This window comes from Hyphobacterium sp., assembly GCF_965229905.1.
Taxonomy (GTDB): domain Bacteria; phylum Pseudomonadota; class Alphaproteobacteria; order Caulobacterales; family Maricaulaceae; genus Hyphobacterium.
Window position 1 is genome coordinate 152,074 of the sequence record NZ_OZ245930.1, and the last position, 19,402, is coordinate 171,475.

At 62.8% G+C, this 19,402-nt stretch carries 17 protein-coding genes; 1 reads left to right on the forward strand and 16 read right to left on the reverse strand.

The window, feature by feature from the left end; all coding sequences use genetic code 11:
• Positions 1-20 precede the first annotated feature (20 nt).
• Positions 21-1,325 carry a citrate synthase gene (gene gltA / locus ACO08C_RS00835; RefSeq protein ID WP_421786681.1) on the forward strand — a complete coding sequence of 435 codons (1,305 nt, stop codon included), beginning with the start codon at positions 21-23 and terminating at the stop codon, positions 1,323-1,325.
• Here gltA and ACO08C_RS00840 read toward each other — a convergent pair.
• The 16 genes from ACO08C_RS00840 to dnaE all read right to left on the reverse strand — a co-directional run bounded on the left by ACO08C_RS00840 (position 1,322) and on the right by dnaE (position 19,349).
• A complete protein-coding gene (locus ACO08C_RS00840) occupies positions 1,322-2,497 on the reverse strand; it encodes a lipid-A-disaccharide synthase (protein WP_421786683.1) in 1,176 nt (391 codons plus the stop codon). The two genes, gltA and ACO08C_RS00840, sit on opposite strands and share 4 nt — an antisense overlap.
• Complete coding sequence (locus tag ACO08C_RS00845; protein WP_421786685.1) at positions 2,490-3,353, reverse strand: LpxI family protein; 864 nt, start codon at positions 3,351-3,353, stop codon at positions 2,490-2,492. Before ACO08C_RS00845 ends, ACO08C_RS00840 begins: the two co-directional genes overlap by 8 nt.
• The gene (lpxA, locus tag ACO08C_RS00850; protein ID WP_421786687.1) at positions 3,346-4,137 is read right to left on the reverse strand and encodes an acyl-ACP--UDP-N-acetylglucosamine O-acyltransferase; all 792 of its coding nucleotides are present in this window, start codon (positions 4,135-4,137) and stop codon (positions 3,346-3,348) included. The genes ACO08C_RS00845 and lpxA overlap by 8 nt, the downstream gene beginning before the upstream one ends.
• Positions 4,134-4,595 (reverse strand): 3-hydroxyacyl-ACP dehydratase FabZ, encoded by a 462-nt coding sequence (gene fabZ / locus ACO08C_RS00855; protein ID WP_421786689.1) that lies wholly within the window; start codon positions 4,593-4,595, stop codon positions 4,134-4,136. Before fabZ ends, lpxA begins: the two co-directional genes overlap by 4 nt.
• Positions 4,595-5,605 (reverse strand): UDP-3-O-(3-hydroxymyristoyl)glucosamine N-acyltransferase, encoded by a 1,011-nt coding sequence (locus ACO08C_RS00860; RefSeq protein ID WP_421786691.1) that lies wholly within the window; start codon positions 5,603-5,605, stop codon positions 4,595-4,597. Before ACO08C_RS00860 ends, fabZ begins: the two co-directional genes overlap by 1 nt.
• Before the next feature lie 18 nt (positions 5,606-5,623).
• The gene (locus ACO08C_RS00865; RefSeq protein WP_421786692.1) at positions 5,624-6,226 is read right to left on the reverse strand and encodes an OmpH family outer membrane protein; all 603 of its coding nucleotides are present in this window, start codon (positions 6,224-6,226) and stop codon (positions 5,624-5,626) included.
• Between the two features lie 2 nt (positions 6,227-6,228).
• Positions 6,229-8,583, reverse strand: coding sequence for an outer membrane protein assembly factor BamA (gene bamA / locus ACO08C_RS00870; protein WP_421786694.1), 2,355 nt, complete (start codon positions 8,581-8,583; stop codon positions 6,229-6,231).
• A 24-nt stretch (positions 8,584-8,607) separates the two neighbouring features.
• Positions 8,608-9,759, reverse strand: coding sequence for a M50 family metallopeptidase (locus ACO08C_RS00875; protein ID WP_421786695.1), 1,152 nt, complete (start codon positions 9,757-9,759; stop codon positions 8,608-8,610).
• A gap of 31 nt (positions 9,760-9,790) precedes the next feature.
• A complete protein-coding gene (gene dxr, locus ACO08C_RS00880; protein WP_421786697.1) occupies positions 9,791-10,978 on the reverse strand; it encodes a 1-deoxy-D-xylulose-5-phosphate reductoisomerase in 1,188 nt (395 codons plus the stop codon).
• Positions 10,975-11,793 carry a phosphatidate cytidylyltransferase gene (locus tag ACO08C_RS00885; protein ID WP_421786699.1) on the reverse strand — a complete coding sequence of 273 codons (819 nt, stop codon included), beginning with the start codon at positions 11,791-11,793 and terminating at the stop codon, positions 10,975-10,977. Before ACO08C_RS00885 ends, dxr begins: the two co-directional genes overlap by 4 nt.
• Entirely contained in the window at positions 11,783-12,511 is a 729-nt protein-coding gene (locus tag ACO08C_RS00890) for an isoprenyl transferase (protein WP_421786700.1), read from the reverse strand. The genes ACO08C_RS00885 and ACO08C_RS00890 overlap by 11 nt, the downstream gene beginning before the upstream one ends.
• Positions 12,512-12,535: 24 nt before the next feature.
• A complete protein-coding gene (gene frr, locus ACO08C_RS00895; protein ID WP_421786702.1) occupies positions 12,536-13,096 on the reverse strand; it encodes a ribosome recycling factor in 561 nt (186 codons plus the stop codon).
• Positions 13,097-13,112: 16 nt separating this feature from the next.
• Complete coding sequence (pyrH, locus tag ACO08C_RS00900; protein ID WP_421786704.1) at positions 13,113-13,877, reverse strand: UMP kinase; 765 nt, start codon at positions 13,875-13,877, stop codon at positions 13,113-13,115.
• Positions 13,878-13,933: 56 nt separating this feature from the next.
• Positions 13,934-14,815, reverse strand: coding sequence for a translation elongation factor Ts (tsf, locus tag ACO08C_RS00905; protein WP_421786706.1), 882 nt, complete (start codon positions 14,813-14,815; stop codon positions 13,934-13,936).
• A gap of 41 nt (positions 14,816-14,856) precedes the next feature.
• A complete protein-coding gene (gene rpsB / locus ACO08C_RS00910) occupies positions 14,857-15,714 on the reverse strand; it encodes a 30S ribosomal protein S2 (protein WP_421786708.1) in 858 nt (285 codons plus the stop codon).
• 182 nt (positions 15,715-15,896) lie between these two features.
• Entirely contained in the window at positions 15,897-19,349 is a 3,453-nt protein-coding gene (dnaE, locus tag ACO08C_RS00915) for a DNA polymerase III subunit alpha (protein WP_421786710.1), read from the reverse strand.
• Between the last annotated feature and the right edge of the window lie 53 nt (positions 19,350-19,402).

Genomic DNA, 19,402 nt, shown 5'->3' on the forward strand with positions numbered 1-19,402 from the left:
AAAAAAGAAGGACGACCATCATGGAAAGCAAAGCAAAACCCAATGGAACGGCAACCCTCACGATTGATGGTCAGACCTATGAGTTGCCGGTCCTGAAGGGGTCGATCGGTCCCGACGTGATCGATATCCGGACCCTCTACAAGCAAGCCGGCGTCTTCACTTACGATCCGGGCTTCACCTCCACCGGCTCCTGCGAAAGCCATATCACCTATATCGACGGCGATGATGGCACCCTCCTCTATCGCGGATATCCGATCGACCAGCTGGCCGAGCAATCGAGCTTTATCGAAGTTTGTTATCTCTTGTTGCACGGCGAACTGCCGACCGCGGGCGAACTCAAAGACTTCGACATGACGATCCGCCGGCACACCATGCTGCACGATCAGTTCGATCAGTTCTTCCGCGGCTTCCGACGCGACGCGCACCCGATGGCGGTGATGGTCGGCACGGTCGGCGCCTTGTCCGCATTCTACCACGATTCAACCGACATCAACGATCCGGAAGCGCGGGTGATTGCCAGCCACCGCATGATCGCGAAAATGCCGACCATCGCGGCGCGCGCGTACAAATACTCGATCGGCCAGCCCTTCATCAGCCCGCGCAATGATCTCGACTTTGCCGGCAATTTCCTGCGCATGTGCTTTGCCGTGCCGGCCGAGGATTACGAGCTCAACAAGACGCTCGCCAAGGCGATGGACAAGATCTTCATCCTGCACGCCGATCACGAGCAAAACGCCTCGACCTCGACCGTGCGCCTCGCCGGATCGTCGGGGGCCAACCCGTTTGCCTGCATTGCGTCCGGTATTGCCAGCCTGTGGGGGCCGGCACATGGCGGCGCGAACGAAGCCGCCCTGAACATGCTCGAGGAAATCGGATCGGTGGACCAGATCCCTGAATACATTGCCCGCGCGAAAGACAAGAATGATCCGTTCCGGCTGATGGGCTTCGGACACCGCGTCTACAAGAACTACGATCCGCGAGCCAAGGTCATGCGCGAGACGTGCCACGAGGTTCTCGACGTGCTCGGCGTGCGCAACGAGCCGCTGCTTCAGGTGGCGATGGAGCTCGAAAAGATCGCCTTGGAAGACGAATATTTCGTCGAGAAGAAGCTCTATCCGAATATCGATTTTTATTCGGGCATCACGCTGCGCGCGATGGGCTTCCCGACATCCATGTTCACGGTGCTGTTCGCGCTGGCGCGGACGGTCGGCTGGATCGCCCAGTGGACCGAGATGATCGAGGATCCGGTTCAGAAGATCGGCCGGCCGCGGCAATTGTTCGCCGGGGCAACCGAGCGCGCCTACGTGCCGATCAACAAGCGCTAGCTGTTTTCGCGGCGGGCCGTCGTTAAGGCGATGACGGCTTGCGCGGCGCGCGCGCTCGATCGCCCATCCCCTTTCATCGCTTCGGCCGCCGCTTTCAGGCGAGGACTGCGCGATTGGCCGCTTTCGATCTCATCGAGCAGGGCCATCACCGATCCCGCCAGGATATCTCCGCGGCATTCCTGCTGGGCATGTTCGAGGATCAGCTCTTCACCGGCGGCAATATTGACAAGGCTGAAATAATCCGCCTTGAACAGGATGGTCCGGTAGATCCAGTAGCTCAGCCAGCCGAGCTTGTAGGTCGAGACCGTCGGCACGCCTGCGAGGGCGAGCTCGGTCGTTGCCGTGCCGGATACGGCCAGCGCCACATTCATCGCCGATGTGGCATCGCGTTTTTCCGCCTCGTCGACAAGGATGATATCCGAGATGCGCGGGTCGGCGTCGAGGGATAAGCGGACATCGTCCGCGATGGCCGGCGCCATGGGCGAGACGAAGACCGCCCCATCCGGCAAACGGGTCTTCAGGTCGACGACAGCGTCACGAAGACCCGGGCCAATGCGGCGCAATTCGCTCGGCCGGCTGCCGAACAAAGCCCCGACGACGGGGGCGCCTGGCGAAATGCCATGGCGCTCGCGGAACGCATTGCCATCGCCGGTCACGGGCCGTTCCAGCGCCGGATTTCCGACAAAGGTGGTCGGAAGACCCGCTGCTTCGAACATGGGCGCGTCGAAGGCGTGTATCGTCAGCAAATGATCAACCGACCGTGCCAGGACGTCGGCCCGCTTGGGCCGGGCCGCCCAGATCTGCGGGCCGACATATTTCACCAGCAAGGGCGGTAATGCGCGCTTCTGAAGCCGCTGGGCGACGCGGATCATATAGCCCCAGCTATCGATCAGGACGACCGTGTCAGCCTCGAAGGCGAGTGCCGCGTCGACCGTGGCATTCACCTTGCGAAGAATGTCGGGATAGGTTTTGAGCCCGTCGAGCAAGCCCATGATGGCGAGACCGGAAATGTCGACGGCGCTGGTCACGCCCAACGCTTCCATCCGCCGCCCGCCGACGCCGGCGATCTCGATGTCGGGGCCGGCTTCGCGCAGCGCCATGATCAGATCCGCGCCGAGCGCATCGCCCGACGGTTCGACGGCCACAAGAAATATCCGAAACGGCTTACTCATCTTCCCGGGCCGCATAGATGAAAATGCCTGCGGCATCGGCCGCCGCGATCGTTTCATCCATGCGCGGGATCAGGGCGTTGCCGGCCCTGACGGCAATACCTGCCAGGCCCGCCCGTGCCGCGCCTTCAATCGTTTTCAAGCCGATCGTCGGCATATCAATGCGCCGCTCCTGTTGCGGTTTCAGCGTTTTGGCCAGCACGCCGGCCCGCTTGGCCGCATGGCCACGGATTTCCAGCGGCAGACCCGCAATCCGGGCCAACATTTCGTCTGTCCCTTCCTGGGCTTCAACCGCCAACACCAGACCGCTGGCAACCACAGCGCCCTGCCCGATATCGTGCTCGCCGATGAGGCGGGCGATCGACAGGGCCTTCGCGATGTCGGCGCGGGCCGCGTCATCGGGCTGGACATCGCCCAGCACGCCGGGTCCCGGCACCAGGCTGGACATCGCCTGGTGCGCACCGATGGCGCGCAGGCCTTTCCGCTCGAAGGAGTCGATGATGACACGCATGAGCGCATCATCGCCATAGCGCGCGGCCTGGGTGACACGCGGCAAGAGCGCCATCGCGGTGGCATCGAGCCCCATCAAGGCTTTGAAATTCGGGCGTGTGATCCGGCCGATGAAGCAGACCGCATCGCAGCCCGCATCGAGCATCGCTTTTTGCATGCCGCCGACTTTCGCGATGGGCAGGCGTACCTTGTTGAAGGCGGCAAAGTCCTGATCGGCGAAACCGTCGACCTCAACGATGAAGGGCGCACGACCGGCGCTCAACTCGCCTTGCGCAATCAGCAACGGGATCTCGCCACCGCCCGCAATGATGGCGAGTTTTCTCCAGTCGGCTCTGTCGGGCTCAGTCATGCGGCATGCAGATGGAGCGATTGGGTTCGGCGCGGATGAAATCGACAATCTCCATGACGGCCGGATTTTCCGAGTAAAGGCTGGAGACGTCTTCCAGACGCTCGCTGAACGATCCTTCCTCGGCAAACAGCAGCCGGTAGGCTGTGCGCAATTCCTTGATCGCACTGCGCGAATGGCCGCGGCGCTTGAGGCCGACCAGGTTCAGCCCTTCAAGATGCGCGTGATTGCCGCCCGCCGCGCCATAGGGAATGACGTCCTTGGTCAACAGCGACATGGCATTCACGAAGGCCTGACGGCCGATCCGGCAGTGCTGAACGACGCCGGTATAGCCGCCAAGAATCACCTGGTCTTCGACCACCGTATGCCCGCCGAGCACCGCGTGATTGGAGAGCACCACCTTGTCGCCAACGATGCAGTCATGCGCAATGTGTGTACCGATCATGTAGAAACCGTCATCGCCAACGACGGTTTGCTGCCGCCCGACACCGGTTCCGGGATGCATGGTCGCGTATTCGCGGATCGTGTTGCGGGCGCCGATGATGAGGCGGGTGTCCTCACCCTTGAACTTGAAATCCTGTGGCGGATGGCCGAGCGAGGCATGCGGGTAGATGACGGTTTCTGCACCGATGCGCGTATGACCGGCAATCGTGACGTGCGATTTGAGGCGCACCCCGTCGCCAAGCTCTACATCGCCTTCAATGATGCAATAAGGGCCGATCTCGACATCGGCGCCCAGTTTGACACTGTCCTCGACGATCGCCGTGGGATGGATCTTGCCGCTCATGCGCTGGTCACACCCTTGGCGGAAAAATCAAACTCGGTCACGCGCTGCCCGCCGACGAAGGCCGAACCGGAGAATTTGAACAGATCGCCGCGCATGTGGGTCACGCGAACCGGCATCCGCAACGTATCGCCCGGGCGCACCGGACGGCGGAAGCGGACCTTGTCCACGCCCATGAAATAGATGGCGGTTTTCGAGACGTCGGCGTTGAGCGTCTTGGACATCAAAAGCGCGCCGGCCTGGGCCACGGCCTCGACGATCAGAACACCCGGCATCACCGGATTGCCCGGGAAATGGCCCGGGAAGAAAGGCTCGTTCACCGTGATATTCTTGAAACCGACAATGGATTCGCCTTCGACGTAATCCTCGGCGCGGTCGAGCAGCAAAAAGGGATAACGATGCGGCAGGCGATCGAGAATCTCGTCAATGCCAATCGTCACGCCGCGGTCCGGGTCGCGCATCAATCTCTCCGTGCCTTCTTGCCTTGCGCACCCTTGATACCCGACAGGCGGCGCAATTGCGTGATCTGTTTCAGGAAATTGCGGGCGGGCATGGCCGGGCTGCCGCCCCATTTCTCGCCATCGGGGATGTCATACATCGCCGCTGAATCGGCGAGCAGGATGACATTGTTGCCGATGGTGATGTTGTCGGTGGTCGCGCACCGGCCAGCAAACAGGCAGTCGCGGCCGATCGTGGTGCTGCCGGAAATGCCGGCGAAGGCAGCCATCACCGTGCCGGATCCGATCCGCACATTGTGGGCGATCTGGCAGAAATTATCGATCTGGCAATTGTCACCGATCTCGGTGTCACCGAACAGGCCGCGATCGATCGAACAGGACGCGCCGATCAGCGCATCGCTGCCGATGATGGCGCGACCGAAATGCGGAACCTTGACGCGCTGCTCGGCGCCCAGGGCGATGGCAAAACCGGTCTTGCCGATCACGGTGCATGAGCCGATCTCGGTGCGCGCGCCGATGGTCGCGAAGGAGATCACAGCATTGGCGCGGATCAGTGCGCCCTCCCCGATCTCCACGCCCGGCCCGATCACGACATTGGGTTCGAGAATGGCACCGGCGCCAATGCGCGCGCCCTTCGCAATAAAAGTCCCGTCATGGACGGTCGCGGACGGATCGATATCCGCCTCGCCGGCTTCGAGCGGTTTTTCCGCGAAGATTTTTGCTGCCGTGCGGGCAAAGGCCACGCGCGGATTTTCGGTGACCGCGACATGGCAGCCTGCCGCGCGCAATGCTTCGGCAAATTCCGGCTTGCTGAGGACGACCGCTCCGGGCTGAACGTCCGGCGGGCGGCGTTCCGCATAGCTTAAAGCGCCGGCTTGGGTTGCCGTGATCGGCGCCACATCGTCGACAGAAACGCCATCGGGCGCGAGCCCTTCAAAGCTCGCACCCGACAGTGTCTCTATCTCGGTGAGGGAAAGCGGGTGTGCGGATTCGTAGAAACGCGGATCGGCCACAGCCCGCTTGCTCCCGGTCTATTGCTGCGGTTGTTGCGTCTGCCCGCTGTTTTCCGGCAGGCGGACGCGGTTCACCGGAACGGTCGGCAGGCGCGCATTGAGCGCGTCGATCACGTCCTGGCTGGCGTCGACGCTGGCGTTCGAATAAACGAGCGTGCTGCGGTCGATGACGATGTCGGCATTACGCGCCGTCACGACTTCCTGCAGCACAGCCTGCAAAGCTTCGAGCACCGGGCGCATCGCGGCGCGCTCGGTTGCGACGAGCTCGTTTGCATAACGCTGGCGAACGGTCTCGAATTGCTGGCCCTGCTGGCTGACCGTCTGGATGCGGGTCATCAGGTCCTGGCGCTGTTGCACCGCTTCCTGCGTCAGACCGGAGGTTTCTGCGTTCAGACGTTCAATTTCAGCGTCGATCGGCTCACGCATCGCGCGCAGCTCGCCGTCCATTTCTTCGGAAATGGTCTGCAGGCGGGTGGCGATATGCACGCCGACCGCGCTTTCGCGCAGGATACGATCCTCGTTGATCACGATGATCGTCTGAGCCATCGCCGGCGCGCTGACCGAGACAAAAGCCACGGCCGCGGCAACAAGCGCGAGCGGGTTAAGGGAGGAAGGTTTCATCTTTAGAATCCTGTTCGTGTGCTGAAGCGGAAGAATTCGGTGCGGTCATAGGTTTCGTTGACCAGCGCCTCGGCCAAGTCGAAGCGGACCGGGCCAAACGGTGAATCCCAGAAAATGCTAAGGCCGGCGGAGACGCGGAGCGACAGATCGTCTGTCGTAAAGGCCTGCCCGGTGACTTCGTCGATAAGGTCCTCATCGTCGAGCAGTCCCAAAGTGCCGAAATCGGTGAACAAGCTGCCGCGCACGCCGTACTGCTCCGGCAGCGGCAGCGGGAAGGACATTTCCGCGGTGCCGATCGCGTAGAAACGGCCGCCGAGGGCATCGCCGCCGCGCAGATCGCCGGTCGTGGTATCGCGCACAACGACCCGCGGGCCGATACCGGCCACTTCGAAGCCGCGGAAGGAGTTACCGCCGCGGAAGAAACGGTCGTTAATCCGGACATTGTCGCCGCCCCAGCCCATGATGAAGCCGGAATTCAGATTCAGGCTGCCCACGAAGTTCCAGAATAGCGGGCGGTAAACCGATGCGGTGACCTCGGTCGAGACAAAGCGGACATCGCCGCCGACCCCGGCGAAGGACTGGCTGAGCTCGGCGCGGAAGCCGCGCGTCGGCTCGATCGGATTGTCGACGCGGTCCCAACGCAAGGTGAAATTGGCCACCGATGTGACGCGGGAGCCGGCCTGGTTTCGCAGCGACTGGTTGGCGCCTGCGAACACGACCACATCGTCTGTCCGCAGCGTGTATTGCAGGCCGAGATTGGTCGAGCGGGTGGTCGGGAAGCCGGCGCGCAAGCTGAAACCCGTCGATTGGGTTTCGAAGCTGGCTTCGGTGATGAAGTCGGACCGGACGGAGAAGACATCGACGCCGGCGGCCAGGTTGCGGTCAAGGAAGCGCGGTTCGGTAAAGCGGATGTCGACCTGCTCGCGGCGCGAGCTGGCGGCGATGCGGAAACGCAAGAACTGACCGCGGCCGCGCAGATTGCGCTCGGAGATCGACAGATCGACCAGGAAGGCATCGGTGGACGAGAAACCGGCCCCGAAGGCGAGTTCACCGGTGGGCTGTTCCGTCACCGCGACCTGCAAGCGGGCGCGGTCCGGCGATGAGCCCTGTACTTCGGTGATTTCGACCTCTTCGAAAAAGCCAAGTCGGCGGACGCGGGATTGCGACCTGTCGATCAGCGACCGGTTGAAGGCATCGCCTTCGACGAGCTCAAGCTCGCGCCGGATCACATGGTCGAGTGTGCGCGTATTGCCGACGACATCGATCCGCTCGATGTAGACGCGCGGGCCTTCCTCGATCTCGAACACCACGTCAACGGTACGATCGTCGCGATTGCGGGCGATGTTCGGTGCGATATTGACGAAGGCATAGCCTGTCGCGCCCACTGCGAAATTCAGCGTGTCGACCGACTCCTCAATCAACTCGCCGCGGAACAATTCTCCGGTGCGTACCGGCAAAAAGCCGACAAGGCGTTCAGGATCGATATCCGGCAGTTCCGTTTCGACGCTGATATCGCCGAAGGTATAGATGTCGCCCTCGTCCAGCGTGAAGGTGATGTAGAAGTCTTCCTGGTCGGGCGTCAGCTCGGCGACCGCGGACACGACGCGGAAGTCCGCATAGCCGCGGTTCTGGTAGAATTGCCGCAGCAGTTCCCGGTCGTATTCCAGCCGGTCGGGATCGTAATTGTCATTGGTTGAGAAAAACCGCCACCAGCGCGATTCGACCGTCACCAGTTCGCGGCGAAGCTCACGGTCGGAAAACGACTCATTCCCGATGAAATTGACGCGGCGAACGCCGGTCACCGGGCCTTCGGAAATCTCGAACACCAGATCGACGCGGTTTTGCGGCAGTTCGACGATGCGCGGCGTCACTTGTGCGGCGAAGCGGCCGGAACGGCGATAGACCTCGATGATCCGCTGGACGTCGGCCTGAACGCGGGCGCGTGTAAAGATCGCGCGCGGCTGGGCCTGGATTTCCTCATTGATGGCTTCATCGTCCACCGCACGATTTCCTTCGAGAATCACGCGGTTGATGATCGGGTTTTCCTGCACATAGATGATGACCACATCGCCGCGGTTCTCGATCCGCACGTCGGAGAACAAGCCGGTCGCAAACAGGGTCTGGATCGACAAATTGACCGAACGGGCGTCGACGGGAACGCCAGGCTGAAGCAAAAGATAGGACAGCACGGTGTCGGCCTCGACCCGTTGATTGCCTTGCACCAGCACCTGGCGGAGCGGCACGGCTTCATTGGGCTGCGAATCCTGCGCGGCGGCCGGCGCCGAAAGGCCGAGCGATACGCTACCGGTAATTACGCAAAAAAGAGCCGCGGTCAGAACGCGCTGAATACTCGACATACGGGCCGCCGTTCGTGTCTCGGATCAGGAACCTAATCCGCCCAGATAAACCAAATCGTTCCAGGTTGCTACAAGCATCAAACCCAGTACCAGCGCAAGCCCGACCCTGAAGCCGATGGCCTGCGCCTTCGCACTGAGCGGTCTCCCGGCAACCGCCTCGTAGGCGTAATACACCAGATGCCCGCCGTCGAGTATGGGTATCGGCAGCAGGTTGACCAATCCCAGTCCAATGCTGAACAGGGCGACAAGTTGAATGAGGTTTAATGCCAGCCCGCCCGCGGCCTGGCCTGCTGAACCGGCGTTATCGATCGAAGCGTTGGCCACCTGACCGGACACCGTCACAATGCCCAGGGGTCCATTGAGCATGTTCGGCGGCACCCGGCCGGTGATAATGCGCCAGACATAGCGGCCTGTCAGGCTGATAACACGCCCGACTTGCGCAATGGCAGCCCCCAGCGATTCGATCGGTCCCAATTGCCGGTAGAAAATCTCGCCGGACGGTCCAAAGCCGACAATGGCGCGCTCGCGATATCCCCCTAGCCCGTCCGGCACACGCGCAATGCTGGGCGTGACGACCATGTCGATCATGCGTCCGTCGCGCTCGATCTGGATGGGAACCGCTTCGTCCGGCCGCAGCATGAATTCGGTCATGATGTCCGGAAACGCCTCGATCCGCGAGCCGGCGATCTGCACCACACGGTCGCCGACTTCAAGGCCGGCGCGTTCGGCTTCGGATTCGGCGCGGATGCTGCCGACGACCGGGGCCTGCGTCGATTGCCCGAACGTTGCGAACAAGGCAAAGAAAACAACAATAGCGAGAAGAAAGTTTGCGATCGGTCCCGCCGCAACAATGATGGCCCGTTGCCAGACCGGTTTGAAATGGAAGCACCGATTGGCGTCTGCACCCAATTTCGTACGCATCGCCGCGAGCTTTTCCGCATCAGGCTCACTGGCCGCACCGGCATCGCCCATGAACCGGACATATCCGCCCAGTGGCAGCGCGGCGATGCGCCAGATCGTTCCGCGCCGGTCGCGAACCGCGAACAGCGTCGGACCGAAACCGACGGAAAAGACCTCGGCATGAACCCCGCACCAGCGCCCGGCGAAATAATGGCCCAATTCATGGATAATGACGACCACCGAGATCACCGCCACAAAGGCGAGAATCGTGATCACTCCGGAAGTCAAAAAGTCCAGCAAAACAACCTCATGCGTGTTTTGAATTGACGGTCGACAAAGCGTCGCGTGTCCATGTCCGCGCCCGACTGTCAACGTCGAGGGCCTCGTCCAGGCCGCCAAATCGCTGCGGCAGGGCCGCACTGCCTTCAAGACTGCCGAGACAGTCGGAAACGAGCCCCGCGATGTCAAGGAAACCGACCTGCCCCTGCAGGAAGGCCTCTACGGCGACCTCGTTTGCAGCATTCAGCGCCGCGGTCGCCCCCTCGCCCGCTTCCAGCGCATCGCGGGCGATCCGAAGCGCCGGGAAGCGCGCCTCGTCCGGCGGTTCAAAGTCAAGCTGACCGATGCGCGCCAGATCCAGCCGTTCCGCCGGCGTTTCCATGCGCTCGGGCCAGGACAGGGCCGAGGCGATTGGAATGCGCATGTCGGGACTGCCGAGCTGTGCGAGCACGCTGCCATCGACGTATTCGACCAGTCCGTGAATCACCGATTGGCGATGGATGACGACGTCGACCTGGCGCGGCGGCAAGCCGAATAATCTACAGGCTTCAATGACTTCCAAGCCTTTGTTCATCAAGGTCGCGGAATCGATCGAAATCTTGTCGCCCATACTCCAGACCGGATGCGCCAAGGCATCGGACCGGGTGGCCGATCCCATCCTTTCGCGGGGCCAGTCTCGAAACGGCCCGCCGGAAGCGGTCAGGGTGATACGGCGGATGAAGCGGTCGTGGCCTGGGTAGATCGACTGAAAAATGGCATTGTGTTCACTGTCGACCGGCAGAATCGTGGCGCCGCGCCGGGCGGCCAGGTCGATGAAATATTCTCCCGCACACACTAGGCATTCCTTGTTCGCCAGCGCAACGGCCGCGCCGTCCTGCAGCGCGGCGGCGGTGGGTTCCAGCCCCGCCGAACCGACGATCGCGGCCATGGTCCAGTCAACCGGACGCGATGCTGCCTCGATCAGGGCTGTCGGGCCGGAAGCGGTTTCAATGCCGGTGCCCTCCAGGGCTTTCGACAATGTGCCGCCCTGGCGTTCATCGCCGATCACTGCGATACGCGGTTTGAATTCCCGCGCAATCGCCGCCAGCGCGTCAACATTCCGGTTGGCGGTCAGGGCAATCAGCTCGAATGCATCCGGCTCGGCGCGGCGCACCAAGTCGAGCGTAGCGGTGCCGACCGATCCGGTCGCACCGAGGATGGATATCCGCCGGGTCACAGCGGGCTTTCCAGCACGTTGAGGCTGGCGAGGACAAGCCCCGTTAAACAGGCCGCCATCAGAGCGTCGACGCGGTCCAGCACGCCGCCATGGCCGGGAATGATTTCACCGGTGTCCTTGACGCCGAACCGGCGCTTGAACAGCGACATCACCAGATCACCGATGACCGCAGCGATCGCCAATAGCACGCCAGCGAGCATTGTATCGACGGGATCGAAGCCCTGCCAGCGCGCAAAACCCCAGGCCGCGGCGCTGCCGCCGATGAGCGCTGCCACCACGCCGGCCCAGGTTTTGTTGGGGCTGGCCTTGGGCCACAGCTTCGGACCCCCGATCAGCGTGCCGGCGAAATAGGCGGCGCTGTCGGCGGCCCAGACGACGAGCAGAATGAAGGCCGCGGCGTCCAGCCCGTTGAGCGAGCGAAGCGAGGCCAGGGCCGATACCGACAGCGAAACATAGAGAATGCCGAAGCCGCCACGCCAGCGCCGCTGCGTCGGCAATTCGCCGGTGAACATGACGCCCACCGCACCGGCGATCGGCCAGGCCAGCATCCAGAAGAACTCGCCATCGGCCGCGAACAGGACCGCGCCGCAGGCTGCGGCCGAGGCGATCGCATAGCTGCGCGTCGGCGCGTCACGATCCGCCATGCGCATCCATTCCCAGGCCATCGCCGCGGCAAAGGCTGCGCAATATGCGGTGAAGGCAAGCCCGCCATTCCACAACAGGAACAGGGAGACCGGGATCAGGACCAGGGCGGAAACGATCCGCGTGACCAGCGCGGGATCGCGCCGGCGCAACGGATGGGTGTCAGGCAGCATCCACGCCCCCGAAGCGCCTCTGCCGGGATGCAAATTCACTGAGGGCCTGTTCGAAATGGCGCGCGCTGAAATCCGGCCAGAGCACATCGAGGAAGACCAGTTCGGCATAGGCTGCCTGCCAGATCAGGAAATTGCTGGTGCGATGCTCACCGCTGGTGCGGATCACGATATCCGGATCCGGCATGCCGGCGGTGTCGAGCTGGCTGGCAAATACGGCCTCATCGACATCTTCAGGGTTCATCCGGCCTCCCGCGACATCCTTGGCGATGCGCCTTGTGGCGCGAACGATCTCGTCGCGGCCGCCATAATTGAAGGCGATCGTCAGGAAGCAGCGGTCATTGCGGGCCGTTGTGCGTTCGGCGCGCTCGATGATGGAGAGCAAGTCTTCCGACAGGCCTTCGCGGCGTCCGGCGATGCGAATATTGACGCCTTCGCGGTCGAGCTTGGCGAGATCGGCATCGACGAAGCGTTTCATGAGATCGAACAGGGCATCGACCTCGTCGCTCGGGCGGCGCCAGTTCTCCGTCGAAAAGCCGAACAGAGTCAGGTATTTGACGCCGGCGTCACCGGCCGCCCGCACGGCCTCGCGGACCGCATCCACGCCCTTGGAATGACCGAAGGCCCGCGGCCGTCCGCGCTGCTGCGCCCAACGGCCGTTTCCGTCCATGATGATGGCGACATGCCGGACACCCCGGCATTTATCCTCGCCTTCGGTCATGAACACCTCCCAAGCCGGACAGGCCTAGACCTGCATGATCTCGTCCTGCTTGGATTTCAGCGAAGAGTCCACCTTGCCGACATAATCGTCGGTCAGTTTCTGGACGCTGTCGGACTGTGACTTCAGCTCGTCCTCGCTGATCTCGCCGTCTTTTTCCATTTGCTTGAGCGTGTCCATGCCGTCGCGCCGGATATTGCGGATCGCCACGCGGGCATGCTCGGCATAGGCGCTGGCGGCCTTAGCTAGCTCGGCGCGGCGTTCCTCGTTTAGCGGCGGGATCGGGATGCGCAACAGCGTGCCTTCGACGACCGGATTAACGCCGAGCGGCGAGTTGCGGATCGCCTTGTCGACGGCGGCCACCATGGTCTTATCCCAGACCTGGACCGAAATCATGCGCGGCTCGGGAACCGACACCGTCCCGACCTGGTTAATCGGCGTGGGCGACCCATAAGCCTCGACATGAACGGCATCGAGGAGGCTGGCCGACGCGCGGCCGGTGCGCAGGCTTCCGAAATCCTTGTGCAGCGCGTCGATGGCGCCATCCATGCGGCGTTTCAGATCCTTGAGGTCGATTGTCGAGCTCATGGGTTTTCCCCTGTTGTTATTGAGCCGTGCGCGGTTCGCCGATGGTGGTGCAGGTCCCCTCGCCTGCCAGAACGCGTGCGAATTCGCCCGGCTTGTGAATGTTGAACACCACGATAGGCACGGCGTTCTCGCGCATCAATGTCACCGCTGCAGCGTCCATCACTTTCAGGTCCTGGGCAAGCACCTGCAGATAGTCGAGCTGTTCATAGCGTTCGGCGTCCGGGTTTTTGCGTGGATCGTCGGAATAGACGCCGTCGACCTGGGTGCCTTTGAACAGGGCTTCACAGCCCATCTCCGCAGCGCGCAATGCAGCCGCCGTGTCGGTTGTGAAGAACGGATTGCCGGTGCCGGCGGCGAAGATCACCACGCGGCCCTTTTCCATGTGCCGGATGGCGCGGCGGCGGATGTAAGGCTCGGCAATCGAGGTCATCGGAATGGCCGACTGGACCCGCGTCTGGACGCCAATGCGTTCCAGTGAATTCTGCATTGCCAGCGCATTCATCACCGTCGCCAGCATGCCCATATAGTCGGCTGCGGCGCGATCCATGCCCTTGGCGGCCACGGACAGTCCGCGGAAGATGTTGCCGCCGCCGATGACCAGGCAGACCTGGACGCCATTGGCCACCGCGTTGGCCACTTCCTGCGCCACGCGCTCGGCGACGTTGAGGTCGATGCCGAATTGCTGATCGCCCATCAGGGCTTCGCCGGAAATCTTGAGCAGGACGCGTTTATAGAGCGTCTTGGCGCCTCGCTGCGGCGTGTCTCCGGCAGAATCAGTCATGGGGCGCAGCCTAAAAGAAAAGCGCCGGAGCGGTAAGGCTCCGGCGCGGACATTGGTTAGCCACCCTTGGCCGTGGCGGCCACTTCGGCGGCGAAGTCTTCCGACTTCTTCTCGACGCCCTCGCCAACTTCCATGCGGATGAAGCCGGTGATGGCGACGCCGGCATCCTTGGCGGCTTGAGCAACCGTCTTGTCCGGATCGATCACGAAGGACTGGTTCAGGAGGGTTACTTCGGAGAAGAACTTCTTCATCCGGCCCTTGATCATGTTCTCGATGATGTTTTCCGGCTTGCCGCTTTCGCGCGCCTGCTCGGTGAGCACGGTGCGTTCCTTTTCAACGATTGCCGGGTCGAGATCGTTTTCGGACAACGAGGCCGGGTTGATCGCGGCAATGTGCATCGCAACCTGGCGAGCGAAATCGATATTGTCGCCGTCGATCGCGACCAGCACGCCGATCTTGCCCATGCCGTCAACGGCCGCGTTGTGGACGTAGGCGGCTACATTGCCACCTTCGATGCGCGCCAGGCGGCGCACCGACATGTTCTCGCCGATCTTGGCGATCTTGTCGGTGATATGATCGGCAACGGTCTTGCCGTTCACTTCGGCCGCCTTCAGGCCTTCAACATCGGCCGCAGTAAACGCCGCCGCGGTGATGTCCTTCACCATCGACTGGAAGTCGGCATTCTTGGCGACGAAGTCGGTTTCCGAGTTGACTTCAACCGCGACGCCGACGCCGTCCTTGACGGCGATCGAGACGAGGCCTTCGGCGGCCACGCGATCGGCCTTCTTGGCGGCTTTCGACAGGCCCTTGGTGCGCAGCCAGTCGACGGCGGCATCCATGTCGCCATTGGTTTCGGTCAATGCCTTCTTGGCATCCATCATGCCTGCGCCCGTCATGTCGCGCAGTTCCTTCACGAGGGCGGCAGTAATTCCAGCCATCGGTCTACTCCTGATATCCGTATTGCCTTGGAAGGCGGTGGTCAGCCTTCGGTTTTCTGTTCGGTCGCTTCGTTAGCTGATTTGTCTGACGTTTCCGCGACGGCGGCGGCTTCGGCCGCAGCGGTGTCCTCGGACGGCTCTTCGGTCAGCGCGGTTTCGACCGCAGGATCGACCGCCGCGCCGAGATCGACACCCAGATCGGCCTGGCCTTGCGTAATGCCGTCGAGCACAGCGTCCGCGACCAGCTCGCAATAGAGCGAGATGGCGCGCGCCGCGTCGTCATTGCCCGGGATCGGGAAATCGATCGGATCGGGATCGCAATTGGTGTCGACTATGCCGATCACCGGGATGCCCAGCTTGCGGGCTTCCTGGATCGCGATCGCTTCCTTGTTGGTGTCGATGACGAACATCAGGTCGGGCGTGCCGCCCATTTCCTTGATGCCGCCGAGCGACAATTCCAGCTTTTCGCGCTCGCGCGTCAGATTGAGCAGCTCTTTCTTGGTGAAACCGGCGGACGCTTGTTCGTCGCCCAGCAGCTCTTCGAGTTCGCGCAGGCGGGCGATGGACTTCGAGATCGTCGCCCAGTTGGTCAGCGTACCGCCGAGCCAACGGTTATTCATGTAGTATTGCGCGCAACGGCTGGCGTTCTGCGCAATGATTTCCGAGGCTTGCCGCTTGGTGCCGACAAACAGGATCCGGCCGCCCTTGGCGGCCACGTCGCGGACGCGAACCAGCGCCTGGTGCAGAAGCGGCACCGTCTGGGACAGGTCGATAATGTGGATGTTGGCGCGGTCGCCGAAGATGAAAGGCTTCATCTTGGGGTTCCAGCGGTGGGTCTGGTGTCCGAAGTGTGCGCCAGCTTCCAGCAATTGGCGCATGGAGAATTCAGGCAGTGCCATTGATCATATCCTTTTCCGGTTGGCCTCCGCGGAACGGAGTCGGGCCGGCGGAATTGCCAACCGCGACACCGGAGCGACGGACCCAACACAGGCCGCGCCGAAGTTCCGCGTGCGTGATCGCGACGGCATATAGAAGGGGAATGCGTTGCGCGCAAGCCCATTCGGGCAGGTGAACAAGCGCGTTAGATCAGCTCGACGCTCTCCACGCCCTTTACCCCGCGCAGTGCGGCCTGAACGGGGGGGCTGGTCGGCACACGGCCCGGAAGACGCAATTCGGCCTCGCCGCCCTCGGCGACGGCCAGAACCAGATAGACCACGCCCTCGCCCTTTGCGCTGTCGGCCGCGCGGTTCAGCCGCGCCTTGACGCTGTCGAGCGCGGCCGGCTCAAGCCGGATGCGCAGACCGTCGGCGGCGGGCGCTTCATCGAGCGCCTCGATACTTTCGGAAAAGAAGCGGAGCTGCTCTTCCTTGTCGTCAATGCTGACGCCGATCATCACCGAGGCGCCGACTTCGAGCACATCCCGGAAAGCCTGCAACATGTCCGGATTGACCAGCACTTCGAACTCGCCGGACGGATCGGACAGCGTCACCCAGGCAAAGCGCTTTCCGGACTTCTGCGACACCCGTTCCTGACGGCGGCGCACGACGCCGGCCATGCGGATGGCGCTGGCGCCATCGGCGACACGGTCCGGCGCATCGGCGACAAACACGACTCCGCGCCGGGCGAGCATGTCGGCCATGTCATCGAGCGGATGCCCGGAGAGATAGAAGCCGATGGCGGACAATTCCTCATCGAGCCGCTGCGTCGCCGTCCAGGGCGGCACGTCGGGCAGTTTCGGCCGGGCGAGACCGCCCTCGTCCGGGGCTGCATCGCCGAACAGGCTGACCTGGGCGGTATCGCGCTCTTCCTGCGCCTTGGCGGACATGGCACACAGGGTCTCGGCTGCCGCGAAGGCCTGCGCGCGATCGGGTTCCAGACTGTCGAACGCACCGGCCCGGGCCAGGTTTTCGAGCGTGCGCTTGTTTAACAGCCGCGGATCGACCCGCTCGGCAAAGTCGAACAGATCCTTGAACGGCCCGTTGGCGTTCCGCTCGGCCACCAGGGCTTCCATCGCCGACAGGCTGACATTGCGGATCGCGCCGAGCGAATAGATCACCGCGCCGTCCTTCACCGAGAAATCCGCCTCGGAAAGATTGATGTCCGGCGGCCGCACCGCGACGTCCATGCGCCGCGCTTCTTGGAAGAACACGGCGAGCTTCTCGACATTGTTGCGGTCGAGGCTCATCAGCGCGGCGAGGAATTCGACCGGGTGATTGGCCTTGAGGAATCCGGTCCGGTAGGCGATCGCGGCATAGGCGGCAGCGTGCGACTTGTTGAAGCCGTATCCCGCGAATTCATTGACCAGTTCGAAGATGAATTCCGCCTTGCCGCGGGATACGCCCTTGGCCTCGGCGCCCTCCAGGAAGCGCACCTTCTGGCGCGCCATCTCGTCCTTTTTCTTCTTGCCCATGGCGCGGCGCAACAGGTCGGCTTCGCCGAGCGAATAGCCGGACAGGATCTGCGCGATCTGCATCACCTGTTCCTGGTAGATGATCACGCCATAGGTCTCGTTGAGGACCGGTTTGAGGTCGGGATGCAGATAATCGACTTCGGCACGGCCGAATTTCCGGTCGACATAAACGTCGATATTTTTCATCGGCCCCGGACGATAGAGCGAGATCAGGGCGATCAGATCCTCGATCTTGTCCGGCTTCATCTTCGCCAGCGTGTCGCGCATACCGGACGATTCCATCTGGAACACACCGATGCCTGCGCCGGTCGATAGCAGGTCGTAGACTTTGGTATCGTCGAACGAGGCATTCTCGAGATCCGGCACCTCGCCCCCGGCCTGCTCAATATAGCTTACCGCGCGGGCGATCACGGTCAGGGTTTTGAGGCCCAGAAAATCGAATTTCACCAGGCCCGCCGGCTCGACCCATTTCATATTGAACTGGGTGGCCGGAATGTCGGAGCGCGGATCGCGATAGAGCGGGACCAGCTCGTCGAGCGGCCGGTCACCGATCACGACGCCGGCGGCATGGGTCGACGCGTTTCGGTAGAGGCCTTCGAGCTTGAGCGCGATTTCGAGCTGACGGGCGACGCCCGGCTCCTCCTCGCCGAACTGGCGCAGGCGCGGTTCGATCTCGATCGCTTCGGCGAGTGTCACGGGATTGGCCGGATTGGCCGGGACGAGCTTGGCGATCTTGTCGACGAGGCCGAGCGGCAATTGCAGCACCCGGCCGACATCGCGCACCACGGCGCGCGCCTGAAGCGTGCCGAAGGTGATGATCTGCGCCACATGGTCGGCGCCATAGCGCTCCTGCACATAGCGGATCACCTCGCCGCGCCGTTCCTGGCAGAAATCGACGTCGAAGTCCGGCATGGACACCCGTTCTGGATTGAGGAAGCGCTCGAACAGCAGGCCGAACCGCAACGGGTCCAGATCGGTGATGGTCAGCGACCAGGCGACCAGCGAACCGGCGCCCGAGCCGCGTCCCGGACCCACGGGGATGTCGTGGGCTTTGGCCCATTTGATGAAATCGGCGACGATCAGGAAGTAGCCGGGGAAGCCCATCTTGCCGATGATCTCGAGTTCGATCTCGAGGCGTTCCCAATAGGCATTTTCCGGCTCGGCCGGTTCATTGGCTTCGAGGCGCTCGCGTAGCCCCGCCTCGGCCTGCGCGCGCAATTCGGCGAGCTCGTCGCGCCCGTCTTCGGTGGGAAAGCTCGGCAGGATGGGATCATGTGTGTGCGGGCGATAGGCGCAGCGGCGCGCGATCTCGATCGTATTGGCAATAGCCTCGGGCAGGTCCTCGAAACGGGCCCGCATCTCCTCGCCGCTGGTGAAGAAATGGTCCGGCGTCACCCGGCGCCGGTTCTCGACGGTCAGATACTCGCTTTCGGCGATGCAGAGCAGTGCATCGTGCGCGGAATGCATGTCACGGTCCGGAAAGAAGCATTCATTGGTGGCGACCAGCGGCAGGCCGCGTTCATAGGCGGCCGGGACGAGCCAATCCTCGGCGATCAGCTCCTCGCGCCGGCCATGGCGCTGCAGCTCGACATAAAGCCGGTCTCCGAAGGCTTCCGACAGACGGGTCAGCCAGTCTGCCGCCTCGGCCTTGCGCCCCTCGACAATCCAGCGATTGAGCACGCCGTCCGGTCCGCCGGTCAGCGCGATCAGCCCCTCGGCGTGCTTCAGGAGTTTGCCGGCCGTGATGTGCGGCAATTCGGTTGCGCCGACATCGAGGAAGGCCGCGCTCGTGAGCTTCAGAAGATTCCGGTAGCCGGCCTCGTTGGCCACCAGCAGGACGATGGTGCCGTCGGGCTGGGCTGCATCTCCGGGGCGGGGGTCGGTCAGGCGTATCGACAGGGTGCAGCCGGTGATGGGCTGCAGACCCGCCCCGGAGAGCAGTTCTGAGAATTCCAGTGCGCCGAAAAGATTATTGGTATCGGTCAGACCGACGGCCGGCATACCGTCGGCGGACGCCAGCTCTGCCATTTTCGCGATCGGGATCGCCCCTTCCAGAAGCGAATAGGGAGAGCGGGTCCGCAGATGGACAAAACCGGTGCCCGAACCGTCCCGCTCCTCGCTCATGAAAATCGCTCCCTTAGCCGCGACTCACTCCTAGCAGAGCCGATCGAAAATGG